Source organism: Desulfonatronum parangueonense (assembly GCF_054656975.1).
This window is the reverse complement of sequence record NZ_BAAHXH010000003.1, coordinates 4,372,413-4,385,236: the sequence shown is the minus strand read 5'-3', so window position 1 is coordinate 4,385,236 and position 12,824 is coordinate 4,372,413. Positions and strand designations below refer to the sequence as shown.

The window sequence follows — 12,824 nt, the reverse complement described above, 5'->3', positions numbered from 1 at the left end:
GAGCACGAAATACCGTTTGCATCATGACTATTAAGGTACCTGTTCACACTGCTCTCGTGCAAGCACTTTCATGACTTATCCAGCACAGAGTACGGCTACTCATTACCAGATGTTTGGCTTTTCGGTGATGAGCGATTTTTCCGAGAAGATAACGACTGGGTTCCCCTTGGCAGGGGGGAAGATGATGCTGAAGACAGTTTTGAAGCAAGCCCGGCGAGTTCAGTATCTGTATCTGACTGGTCGCGGTCCCGCGAAAAACCAGATAATCAGTCCGAGAAACGGCAGGATGAGAATCAGCACGACCCAAAAGACCTTTGACCCGGTGCTCGCATTGCTTTGAACAGTCTGCACGATGGCCCAGACCCCGGCTATCAACAAAATCAAGCCGAAAATTCCACCTATTTCAATCCCCATAACATCCTCCTTGGCTAATCCCAAGCCGGGTTGGCAATGAACTTCTTAAACATCCCAATTCGGAAATATTCCAGCAATCCAACAAGATGATTCAAATCCGCGTAAATACTCAAAAATGTCGGGCACGGCCTGCTTGTCGCCTTCCAACTGGATTCCCGCTTTCGCGGGAATGACTTCATAGAGAACGCATTTCTAGTACGTCATGCCCGCGAAGGCGGGCATCCAGGCCATGCTTGCCGCAATTTATTGAGCAGTTACAAATCCGCAACTGTTCCATCGCTGAAGGACATGCGACCGGGATTCGTCGATCAAACAGAGGGAGAATAAGATCAGTAGCTACTTAGGTCCTGTTTTCCCGGACCGTCGCGACAAAAAACTCATACGCATAAGAGTCCCCGTACCGGCGATGCATTTCGGGTTCCTTTGCGAGCTGGTCAAGTATGGCGAGGGGTTGGACGACTCCGGCATACTTGTCGCGCAACTCATCGATGCGTTGCTCCATCGGCGTGTAGAATCCGGTCCACCAGGCTTCATCCGGAAGGGTGAAGCGACCGAGCAGCTCAAATCCATGCATATCCAATGCCGCAACGATATCGTCCGCATTACCCATTGCCGGATAATCCAGGTCAAAGCTCTCCTTGATTTCGGACGGCGGATCCTGCTTTCGCCAGACTGCGTCGGTGAAGGCAAGGCGGCCGCCGGGACGGAGCAGCCCATGGCATACCTTGAGAGCATTCTCGATTCCAATGTTGTAAAGCGCTCCTTCGGACCAGATCAGGTCAAAACTTTCCGGCAAAAGATCCGGCCGGGCCATATCCCCTATCACGGTCCGAATTCGTGACCCCATCCCCAGTGTATCCAGCCTTGTCCGCAGCCGGTCAATGAATGGCGCATGGTTATCCAGGGCGACAATGATGCCGGAGGTGAGTTCCGCGAGATGCAGCGTCTGCCCGCCGACACCGCATCCCAGATCCAGAATCATCGGAGACGGAGGCAGGTCTCCGCAGAGACTGAGCGCTTTTGCGGCGCAGGCACGGTCACCCGGACCCTGCCGGGGCAGCGCCTCATAGACCTCGAAAAAAATCTCCCAGAAACGGGCATTGACCTCGTCCATTGTCGTCCCCCTCCGTTAACTGTTCAGCACATCCTGTATTTGATCATTCAGCTGCACATGATCATACCGTAGAGTGCAGCTCAAGCCCGTGCCGAACCTTCGGCTTCATTTGGAGTGGAAGAAAAAACTTCGCTCTCTTCAATCCTTTTGCGATCGGTTATATCGGCGAAAATACATGCGAACTGGTTTTTTGCGGGGCGAAATGCCGCAACCTGGAAATGCTTGCCCAATACCTCGAAATAATTTTCAAAAGTAATCGGTTCTCCAGTCAGGGCGACACTACCAAAGGTCTTGATCCAGTGATCTTCCGTGGCCGGAAAGACTTCACGCACGGTCTTGCCCACAATATCCACCCCTGAAACGCCGATCATCCTTTCAAAGGCGGGATTCACGGCAAGAAATCGATAATCAACAGGCTTGCCATGATTGTCGAGTACAATCTCATGCACGGAAAAGCCGTTCAACATTTCATTGAACAAGGTCTGATAATCCTGCTGTACCCTGCGTTGCTCCGTGATGTCCTCAAAGCTGGCATACACCTCATACGGCTCGGCATCTCCAGGATGAAACAGCGGGATGGCCGTGATCACCAGCCAGATGTGCCTGTTTTTGTCCGGATGAAAGACTCCCCTGACCACGGGTCCGAATTTTTGCCCGGTGCGCAGGGCGATCATGGCCGGATGATCCGTTCCCGGGACATCCGTCCCGTCCTCGAGAATCATCCTCCAGCGTGGATCCATGGACGTCTTGCCCAGGATCTGCTCCGCTGACAGCCCCAGAATCCTTTCCGCGGCAGGATTGGCGGAGATGATTGCGCCATCGGCGGCATGGTACACAACGCCCAGGGACAAGGTTTCAAACAGTCGACGATGCTTTTCCTCACTGCGTCGAACTGCTTCTTCCGCATGCTTGATTCTGGTGATGTTCACGAAGGATATCAAGGTGCCTGAAAAAGTCTTTGGCCCGACGGCATATGGAATCACCCGCATCAGGTGCCAATGTCCATCTATGGAGCAGACCTCCATTTCAACCATTTCACTTTGTTGATGAACCGCCTCGATGACCTGTACCAGATTTACACCCACCAGGTTGTGCGAGATGTGCGTCAGCGGACGACCTACGTCGCTGTCCAATAATTTGAAGATATCGGCGACCTTGGGGGAGAACCGGCGGATTTCCATGTTTTCGTCCAGCAAGAGCTTGCCGATCTGGCTGGCGCTCAAGAGGTTGTCCACGTCATTGTGCAGTTCGCTCAACTCCATGATCTTGGATTGATACTCGGAATTAACGGAATACAACTCTTCATTGGTGGACTGCAGCTCCTCATTGGTGGACTGCAGTTCCTCGTTGCTGGCCAGCAGCTCCTCATTGGTGGCCTGCAGTTCCTCATTGGATGTTTCCAGTTCCTCCACCGTTGCCTGCAGGTTTTCGCGAGTAAATTGCAGTTCCTGTTCCAGGTCGCTGATACGCTGCTCTGCCTCATGGGACAGATCAAAATTTGCGTTCGCCTGCGCTGTTTCCAGGTTCGCCTTTTTCTTGATCTCCTCCAGGAAGACAGCCACAAGCGACTCCTGGCCCTTCTTTTGCGGCAGGGGCTTGATCCGTAAATCCACCATTTTATAATCGTCCTGATAGCGGACCCGAATATTGGAAAACCGCAGCGGCTCCTGCTTGCGAAAAACCTTTTGGATGCCCGTGGACAATGGAATAGCCAAATCCTTGGATGCCATCTTGGAAATATCCATGGACAACTTGCCTGAAGGCAGTTTGAAGTACCCTTCGGTGTCTCCAATGATATGCAGTACTTCAAGCTGCTCGTTCACTACCACGGCAAGGGGAATAAGATCATCGCTCAAGGCGTCGATAAAGCGTTCCAGAACCCGGTCATCGCCGCCGCGTGGCGTTCTGCGGGTCGTGGTAAAAGAAATACCGGAATCGCGAACATTGTGATTCTGGATATGATGCATTGCGCTTGAATCCATGCCGAGCTTGACTCGCCCTTTGGAGCGATAAATTTTGGTTTTATTGTCCAGATTTTCAAAATAATCGCCCATATCGCCGACCGTCTCGCTGGTACCCAAAACCAGTACTCCATGCATGTTCAGGGAGAAATTGAAAAACTCGAAAACCTTGCGCTGGAGAATCGGCTGCAGATAGATGAGCAGGTTACGGCAGGAAATCAGATCGATATTGGTAAAGGGCGGGTCCTTGATCAGGTTGTGCTGGGCGAAAACGACCATTTCCCTGATGCTCCGGGAAATTTGATAACTGTCTTTCTTCTTGTAAAAGTATTTGGTCATCAGGTTTTCCGGTATATCGGCCGCGACACTTTCCGGATACACGCCATTGGCGGCGAACTGGACCGCGTGGCGGTCAATGTCCGTGGCAAAGATCTTCAGATCTTTGTTGATTCCCCGGTCCATCATGTATTCCTTGGCCAGAATGGCCAGGGAATATGCTTCCTCTCCCGTTGAACAGCCGGGGACCCAGAACCGAACTTCCCGGTTCACGGCGCGATCCAGAACGTCCGGCAGAAATTTTGTTTGCAGAAGCTCAAACACCTCCCGATCCCGAAAAAAACGGGTCACCCCAATCAATAATTCCCGAAACAAGGTTGCCGCCTCAGCGGGATAATTCTGCATGTAAAAGACATAATCCCGGATCTCATTGATCCGGTTGATGGACATGCGTCGTTCGATTCGCCTGGTCACGGTGCTGGGCTTGTAATACGTGAAATCGACCTTGTACTTCTCGCGCAGGATGGCAAAAATGCGTGCCAAGGCATCGTCATCGCTGATCATGATCTCAGAACGGACCGCTTTGACCACAAAGGGATGCTTTGCGTAGGAAAGCAGCCGTTCCGGCATCTCTTCCGGCGGCAAAATAAAGTCCACCAGCCCGGTGGAGATGGCCGCCCGGGGCATGCTGTCGAACTTGGCCGTATTCTCGTTTTGCACCATGACCATGCCGCCAAATTCCTTGATGACCCGCACCCCCCGCATTCCGTCGCTGCCCGACCCGGAAAGGATGACGGCCACGGCCTTTTCTCCCTGGTCCTCTGCCAGGGAGCGCAGAAAGATGTCGATGGGCAGATTGATGATTCCCCGAACGTGCTCCTGATCATTCAAGAGCAGCTTGCCATGGAAAATGGTCAGATTCTTCTTGGGTGGGATCAGATAAATGTTGTTTGGCAGCACCTTCAGGCCGTCCTCGGCCCGATGCACCTTCATCTCGGTTTTCTTGGACAGAATTTCCACCATCAGACTCTTGTAGTCCGGAGAGAGGTGCTGGATGACCACGAAAGCCATGCCACTGTCCGAGGCCATTCCGGAAAAAAAAGCCTCAATGGCCTCCAGACCTCCGGCCGATGCTCCCACGGCAACATACAGGGACGGGCCAGAATGATCTGGAGTTACGGCATCACTTGCTGGGACATCTTCTTTGAGCTTACTGGTGGAAGATATTTGGGACATGAATGAACCACTCCTTGGAAGATCTGAAGCAAAGTATAAATTGAGAACAGAACAGCGACCAGGCGAACGAAAAACCAGCCGTCCGGACACTGCAATAAACTGTAATGCTCCAAAATAACTTCGAAGGTCAAGATGTGGTCTGGAGATTTCGCCGAATGTTACTTCAGCTACGAACTGAGATCCTATGCTGTTGACCGTAACTGCTCAAAAACGGGCAGGCACCGACTTCAGATTGCCTTGAAGCTGGATTCCCGCCTTTACGGGGTGGTTCGGAGTTACGATGTCGGCGAGGGAGTTTGCGAGGCCGCAAAATCATGGCAAGCCGGATCTCGACTGAGAGTTGTTATAAAAATATTTGGTAACTATTCAGTTCATCCGGAGGGTGGTCATTCACCTGCACTGGATTCCGGCTTTCGCCGGAATGACTTATCGTGGCAAGCTGCATCTATACAGTCATACCGGCGAACGCCGGTATCAAGATCTTTTTCGCGGAGTTGCTGAATAGATACAATATTTGTAACTGCTCAAAAAGATCGGGCGATGAGGTTTACCGTGCAAGGAGTGTCTAAGGGATGGAGTTTCGTGATTCAGCTACTGAGGACCACGCTTCAGCCGGAAATTTGTCCTGAGTGCGTTACACCGCTGCCGCACTGGGGTGCGGCGCTCCCAGGATTTGCCCCGCTGATTGCCACAAGTTATTGAGCAGTTACAAATATTTCACAAAAAAGGAAGAAGTAGTTGAAGTTCTCCATAAATGGGTATATGTGATTTTTTGAACACGAACGATGTTTTTACAGTGAAAATCATTTGCATCTCCATGGTTGAAAGGCAGCCACACTTCGAACAAAAGGAGAGAGTAATGACGGTTCAGGAAAATGATCGTTGTGTAGAGGATCTGGTTCAGGATATCCAGATTCACATTGAAGATTGCATAGACTATGAGCTGCAACCGGAATCACAAGCCATAAATGCAATTCGCGAGCATGCCCAGGCATTTGAGCAAATAAAAATCAATTTTATGAATAATTTAAAAAACAAAGACCAAGCACGGAATCAATACCTGCGTTACCTGTTTCATTCCGCAAATGAAGCTGAGAAGTCATACCCATCGTTCATGAACAGATAATCGATTACTTGTTTAACCTGAAAAGTAAATTTCAGTTCCTCCTTGCGAAGTCTGACTGGACACCCGCCTTCGCGGGTATGACTGATTCAAAAACGGAAGAAACAAGTCATTTCCGCGAAGGCGGAAATACCGTGCCGGAATCAGGATTTACCCTGAATGTGCGCATAGGTTTTACAAATTTAAACACTCAACCATAAGCAGTATAAATTCGACCATCCTTCAGCACTGGATCCGGCTCTCGCAGGATTGTGTCGACCTTCACCATGTTCCAAGTCAGTGATACCCGTGAAGCCCGGTATCCAGTCTGATTTTACTCATAGGTGTCTGAATTCTTGCTTTGCAGACGCCTCTTCCAAACGCCATCGAATCCGCATAACGTCCAGATCCAGGCTGATTCAATTCGACATCAATCGACTTGTTCTCCGATCCAGACACTCCCTGACTCCAGGCATGAATTTCGGCCAGGATACAAAAAGCCCCCTTTCCGTCAGCATTCCAGGGCGTGGACGGCAATCCTCCCACCACTCCCGTCCCTTGTGCATCTTCAGTATCTCCACGGCCTGATGCGCGCCCCAATGATTCTTTTCCGTGATCGCGACATGCGTTTGACTGTCGTGCATCACGATGATCCCTGAGCACAGACAAAGCGCGGTCAAGGTATCGCTCAGGGCAGGGGCGCCATGATCTCCGTCGATCAGAATCAGGTCGGGCGACGGCAAATTCAGGTGCTGAATCGGCTCGGTATGAAGGGTCCAGCGCGTTTTCGGCATCCTGTTCAATACGGCGATCAACTGCCAGCGCGGCTTGATTTCCACGACATGCAAATGAAAGCCGGCTCCGTCTTTCTGGGATTGAATAAACGCCGCGGTGCTGGCGCCTCGGAAACTGCCAATCTCCACCACGTGTTGCAGCCCCGACATCATGGCGAGACTATATAGGATTTGGATATGCGGCAGATCCATGTTCCAATGGACCTTCTCATCCGGTTCCATTGCGAACTGGTACGGTCTGAAGTCAAAAAGCATATGTTTAACCTTTCTCAAATCGGATAATAACTATTCAGCACATACTCTGTGGTCACTCGCCAGAGCTGGATTCCGGCTTTCGCCGGAATGACGTATCATACCACGTTCTTTCCAAGTTAAGTCATACCGGTGAAGGCCGGTATCCAGTCTAATTTCTCGAATGAGTTGAGTAGTGTACATCGGATACAACATTTCTGCCCCACGCTTTATCAGTGTCACCCAGCCGAGTCTTCCCAAAATGTAAAATCCATGACGTTTCAATATGAATGCCATGAAAGCAGCATCATGGTCATTCACCTGCATTGATTCCGGGTCTCACCTGAATGACTTGTCACAGCAAGCCCTATTTCCATCAGTCATACCGGCGAACCCCGGCGCTATCGCTATCCAGATCCGCGTTTCGAATTTTGCTGAATCGATACAACAATCGTAACGACTCAGCACTTTCAGGATAGGGCTGGAGTATTCCGGATTGTCTCGATTTTTCGGCATCGCCTGTTTGACAGAGCCAGGATTCGTTCATCGAACCATTGCCCAATGCCCGAAGCGCCAGATGAGGTATATTCGAGCAGTGGTTCGATGTTACGAAGCTGGCGAAGGAGTTGCGATGCCGGAAAATCGAGACAATCCGGAACGCAGCTGAATAGTTACCAACAATCCTACACAACAAGAACAAATTCTTAACAACCGAGAACCTTATTTCTTTTGCATCAGCATAAATTCCTGGTGATATGGCTCGAAAACATTGATATTTTCAGAATCAACAGGCTTATCAGCATTCACTCAGCCAAAGGAAAGTCCTATTGACACTGAGACCATGAGAATTGTTTTTTGGCACGAGATCAGCATGAAAAAATCTGGAACATTTTCCGACATCTGCACCCACCAATCCCACGGAGGGAATTCAATGAGGACGATTGCCTGGACATTCCTGTTTTTTTTACTTGCCCTGCCCGCACAAGCCGCTATGACGACGAAAACGGTGGACTATACCATCAACGGCGAACAATTCGAAGGCGTGATCATCCACGCTGAAGCCGTGGACGCACCCAAACCGGGCATTCTGATGGTTCCGAACTGGATGGGCCCCACGGAGCAGTCTCTGGAGAAAGCGGCTCGGATAGCCGGTGATTCGTATGTCGTGTTCATGATCGACATGTACGGCACGGACATCCGGCCCGAGGACACGGCTCAGGCCAGAACCGCCGCCGGAGGGTTGCGGGAAGACAGATCCCTGATGCGCGAACGGGTCAATGCCGCTCTGGAGGTTTTCAAGGATCAGGGCGATGCCATCCCTCTGGATACATCCCGCATTGCCGCCATCGGGTTCTGCTTCGGTGGCGAAGTCGCGCTGGAGTTGGCGCGCAGCGGCGCGGAGCTGGACGGCGTGGTATCCTTTCATGGTACATTAGGCACCGCCGATCCGGCTGATGCCCGGAATATCAAGGCCAAAGTCCTGGTCCTGCACGGCGCGGACGATCCCCTGGTTCCCGACGACCAGGTTCAAGAATTCATCGATGAAATGCGTGATGCCGACGTGGACTGGCAGATGATCCACTATGGCGGGGCCGTGCATTCCTTCACCGATCCCTATGCGGAAATGCCCGGTACGGCGGAGTACCATCCGGTGGTGGCCAGGCGGGCGTTCTCGGCCATGAAAACTTTTTTTGAGGAAATATTCCAATGATGCTGCTCGATTCCGCGAAAGAATCTCCGACAAGCGTTTTTCCGGAGCACATCCGGCAGACAGCGGCCCAGTGCCGCCACTACGCCATGTGCAAGATCGATTTTCTGGACACGGGGCTTTGCGCCTCGGGCATGGAAAAGCATTTTGTCGGCTATTTCCCCCAGGGCCGGATGGACATCTACGACGCGCTTGCCAGAGGCCTCGTGCCCATCACCCAGGGGCTGGTGGACATTGCCGATTCCTGCGATCTGTGCGGCATCTGCGACCGGCAGTGTCATTTCGTGACCGGAATGCGCCCGGTCCAGGTGATGAAAGCCCTGAAAAAGCACGTTCGGGAGTGGCTGGCTCAGGGCAACACTCCCGTGCCTGTCCAGCCCGATCCGGACCTGGAAGGACTGCAAAGCATCGTGGGCTCGCAATGGGTCACCAATGACCCGGCCATCCTGGTGACCTACGCCAACGATCCCTTCCCCCTGGCAGGGATGCGCATGCCGCGCTTCGTGGCTCTGCCGGGGAACCGGGACGAGGTCGCGGCCCTGGTCCGCTTCTCCAATGAACGGAAACTCCCGTATATTGTCCGCGGCAACGGCGGCAGTGTTTTCGGATTCGTGTTCAGCGACGGGCTGGTCATGGACATGCATCGCATGAAGGGCATCGAAATCGACGCCGAGAACTGGACCGCCCTGGTGGAGCCCGGAGTGACCTCCTTTGAGCTGCAGCAGGAAGCCGTGCAGCACGGCTTCCGCGTGAACACGGCGGAACCCGCGGCCACGGTCTGCGGGAACATCGTCTGCACCGGCCTCTTCTCCACCTGGGCCAATGCCTACGGCGTGAACGCGGACACCTTCGTGGACATGGAATTCGTGGACAAGGAGGGAAACCATTTTCGGCTCAATGATCCAACCTCTCCCAATGCCTTCTGCTACGAGCACAAGTTGACCTCCTCGCCGGGAATCTGCACCCGCGCCCATGTTCGCCTGCACCCGATGACCAAGGACGAGGAAGGACTCCTCGTGCCCTTCGCGGAGTTCCGGAATGCCGTGGATTTCGCACGGGAGCTGAGCCGGCGCCGGATCGGATTGGCTGTCGGCGTGCTCGGCGGCCACTATCTGTCCACCTTCATGTCCCCTTCGGCCGAATTGGCGGATCGGGTGCGGTACACCCTGACCGACGCCATCGGACTCAAGTATGCCGTGTTCGTCATCGGCGACGGCTTTGCCTGCCGGGCCGTACGCGAGATGCGCGAAGCCGTGATCGACGGCGAACTGTTCCGCATGTTCATGCTCGGGCTGCCCAAAATGGCGGATGAGGAATGGTTGGAGTTGATTGCCGGGATGGACGGCGATCATGCGCCCTACGAGATCCTGTTGCGCCCGGAAATGCGGCCCGTGCTGGACGCGGTGCTGCGGCCGTCCCCGGAAACCGCGGCCGGCGTCGTGGACGAGGATCTTCAGGCATTCTACGCCCGGCTGTACGCCCGTCCCGAAATGACGGACATGGTCTGGCTGAACATGTTCCGGATCCTCAGCTCGCGCATGTCCCGACACAAGCACATGTTCGCCTTCCTGGTCTACGTGCCCCTGGACCGGGTCGAGGTGATCGAGGACATCTGCGCGGAGCTGAAGCGCATCGCGGACAGCCACGGCATCGACAACGACTACGGGTTCCTCACGCCGTTGGACCTGGGCAAGCGCGGCATCCTGGAATACGACTACTACATCGATCACCAGGACCCGGAAGAGGCGGAGAAGATCCGCCTGGCAATGACGGAATTCGAACCCTACCTGGACAACCTGAGCGCCACGACCAAGGGAGTGAAGTGGCTGAAGTACATCTTCTCCCAGGGCTGCGCGCGCAAGGATGCCTTTCTCTACACATGACAAGAACCGGGTTCCGCCCATGACCCCGCAAGGGCGCACCATTCTGATCACCGGAGGAACAGGCTTTCTGGGCAGCCATCTTGCCGTGCGCCTACTGACTGAAGGTCATCGAATCCTCCTGCTGGCCCGTGGTCGCCCCCAAATTTGCGCCCAAAGCCGAGTGGCCAAGCTGCTGGACTGGTTCGGCGTTCCCCAAAGCCGACGCTCCGGGATGGAAGTCCTGGAGGGCAACCTGGAACAGCCGGGTCTGGGCCTGCGTGCCAGGGATCTGCAAACATTGGTCGATGGCGTGGCCGAAACAATCCATTGCGCCTCGGACACCTCCTTTTCCGAACGCAAGCGGCGCCAAGTGGAGGACACCAACATCCGTGGACTGGAACACCTTCTGGACGCCCTGCAGGACAGCGCTTGCCGCGGGCTGCACCTGGTCAGCACGGCCTATGCGGCCGGGAAGCAGAGCGACCCCTGTCCGGAGGATCTGGTCCGGCCCGCGGGATTTCACAATGTCTACGAAGAAACCAAGTGCCGCGCGGAACATCTGGCCGCGGAGCGTTGCGCCCGGAATCGAATCACCCTGACCGTGCATCGGCCGTCCATTGTCTACGGGGACTCCGTCACCGGCCGGACCTTTCTCTTCAACGCCCTGTACTATCCGGTGCGCACCCTGCACTTTTTCAGCAAGTTGTACGGCAAGGACATCCTGGAACAGGACGGGACCAAGGCCCGGGCCATGGGCGTATGGATGGAGCAGGACGGTTCCCTGCATTTGCCCCTGCGGATCGTCGGGTCCGAGAGTCACGGGATCAACCTGATCCCCGTGGATCATTTTGTCCGGGCCTTCATGGCCATTCGCGCGGATGCTCCCCAGGGCGGCGTATTTCATATCGTCAACCCGGAAAGCGTCACGATAGGCCGGCTTGTGGATTACACTCGCCGGTTCTTCAGATTTGGCGGGATTCGCACAGTTGTCCCAAATGAGTTCAAAGACGTTCCCAGAAACGGACTGGAACTGCTTTTCGAAAACCATATCCAGGCCTACGGGTCATACATGCAGGACGACCGTGCCTTTGAACACGCCAAATCCGCGGCCATCCTGGACAGACGCGGCATCATTTGCCCGGCTTTCACCTACGACGTCTTCGCGACGTGCATGCGCTACGCCGTGGATGTGGATTGGGGCCGTGATTCGAAGCCGCAAACTGAGCGCCCGGAACATCCGAAAACATGCCCGACATCTCCTCCTGGACAAAAAGCCGATGCCCGAACTGAAATCTCCCGATCCACGCATGCCTGAACAGGTCTCCTACGGCTACGCCAAAATCCCGTCCTCTGAAAAACGCCGGCGGGTGCTCGGGCACTTCGAGACCATCGCCCATCGCTATGATCTTGCCGACGCTCTGCTCAGCTTCGGCCTGCATTTTTTCTGGAGACGCAGAGCCCTGCGCAGGCTGAATCTCCGGCAAGGCGAGCGCGTGATGGATCTGTGCGGAGGCACCGGGGATTTCGCGATCATGGCCGCCAGGGCCGTTGGGCCGACGGGACAGGTGATTGTCTGCGACTTCAGCCGGACCATGATGGATCGAGGTCGGCGCAAAGCGGCGCGGGCCGGGCTGGACGATTCCATCCAGTGGGTTCAGGGGGATGCCATGCATCTGGGAATTGCGCGGGACAGCTTCAGTGCGGTCATCGTGGGCTACGGCATCCGCAACTTCGTCTTTCTGGAGCAAGGGCTGGGTGAGATCCGGCGTGTACTGAAGCCGGAAGGAAGATTCCTGGCCATGGAATTCTCCATCCCGCAATCCTCATGGCTGCGAAGGCTTTATCACTTCTACTCCTTCCGGATCATGCCCCGGGCGGGCAGATTGATCACCGGAACGGCCGAACCCTTCCACTACCTCGCCGAATCCATCCGTGTTTTTCCAGCTCCGGCTCGGGTCCAGGAAATCCTGACCAAGAACGGCTTTGGCCGTGCAGACCACGAATTGCTGAGCAACGGTCTTGCTGTGCTGTATACAGGACACAAAGGGATGGATGCGGTAACGGCGTAACCCTGTAGAGACAAGGCATGCCTTGTCTCTACAGGGTGCCTGCGTGAGGCGGATGGG

9 protein-coding genes are annotated in these 12,824 nt (G+C 54.3%); 5 read left to right on the top strand and 4 right to left on the bottom strand.

The genetic code is table 11. The annotated features are described in order from the left end of the window. Positions 1-219 precede the first annotated feature (219 nt). The 3 genes from ACYQ15_RS19550 to ACYQ15_RS19540 all read right to left on the bottom strand — a co-directional run bounded on the left by ACYQ15_RS19550 (position 220) and on the right by ACYQ15_RS19540 (position 5,001). On the bottom strand, positions 220-414 hold the full coding sequence (locus tag ACYQ15_RS19550) for a PLDc N-terminal domain-containing protein (protein WP_459939165.1): 195 nt from the start codon (positions 412-414) through the stop codon (positions 220-222). Between the two features lie 340 nt (positions 415-754). After that, a complete protein-coding gene (locus ACYQ15_RS19545; protein WP_459939164.1) occupies positions 755-1,528 on the bottom strand; it encodes an SAM-dependent methyltransferase in 774 nt (257 codons plus the stop codon). Between the two features lie 80 nt (positions 1,529-1,608). Continuing rightward, positions 1,609-5,001 (bottom strand): chemotaxis protein CheB, encoded by a 3,393-nt coding sequence (locus ACYQ15_RS19540; protein WP_459939163.1) that lies wholly within the window; start codon positions 4,999-5,001, stop codon positions 1,609-1,611. 859 nt (positions 5,002-5,860) lie between these two features. Between ACYQ15_RS19540 and ACYQ15_RS19535 the strand changes: the two genes are divergently transcribed. Continuing rightward, entirely contained in the window at positions 5,861-6,127 is a 267-nt protein-coding gene (locus tag ACYQ15_RS19535) for a hypothetical protein (RefSeq protein WP_459939162.1), read from the top strand. Between the two features lie 395 nt (positions 6,128-6,522). Here ACYQ15_RS19535 and ACYQ15_RS19530 read toward each other — a convergent pair whose 3' ends face one another. Further along, a complete protein-coding gene (locus ACYQ15_RS19530) occupies positions 6,523-7,152 on the bottom strand; it encodes a class I SAM-dependent methyltransferase (protein ID WP_459939161.1) in 630 nt (209 codons plus the stop codon). A gap of 907 nt (positions 7,153-8,059) precedes the next feature. On the opposite strand from ACYQ15_RS19530, the gene ACYQ15_RS19525 reads away from it, so the two are divergent. The 4 genes from ACYQ15_RS19525 to ACYQ15_RS19510 are packed head-to-tail and all read left to right on the top strand — an operon-like array spanning position 8,060 to position 12,767. Beyond that, positions 8,060-8,839, top strand: a complete 780-nt coding sequence (locus ACYQ15_RS19525; RefSeq protein WP_459939160.1) for a dienelactone hydrolase family protein — start codon at positions 8,060-8,062, stop codon at positions 8,837-8,839. Then, positions 8,836-10,719 carry an FAD-binding oxidoreductase gene (locus tag ACYQ15_RS19520; protein ID WP_459939159.1) on the top strand — a complete coding sequence of 628 codons (1,884 nt, stop codon included), beginning with the start codon at positions 8,836-8,838 and terminating at the stop codon, positions 10,717-10,719. Before ACYQ15_RS19525 ends, ACYQ15_RS19520 begins: the two co-directional genes overlap by 4 nt. Continuing rightward, a complete protein-coding gene (locus ACYQ15_RS19515; protein ID WP_459939158.1) occupies positions 10,700-12,013 on the top strand; it encodes an SDR family oxidoreductase in 1,314 nt (437 codons plus the stop codon). Before ACYQ15_RS19520 ends, ACYQ15_RS19515 begins: the two co-directional genes overlap by 20 nt. Then, positions 11,976-12,767 (top strand): ubiquinone/menaquinone biosynthesis methyltransferase, encoded by a 792-nt coding sequence (locus ACYQ15_RS19510; protein WP_459939157.1) that lies wholly within the window; start codon positions 11,976-11,978, stop codon positions 12,765-12,767. Before ACYQ15_RS19515 ends, ACYQ15_RS19510 begins: the two co-directional genes overlap by 38 nt. Positions 12,768-12,824: the final 57 nt, after the last annotated feature.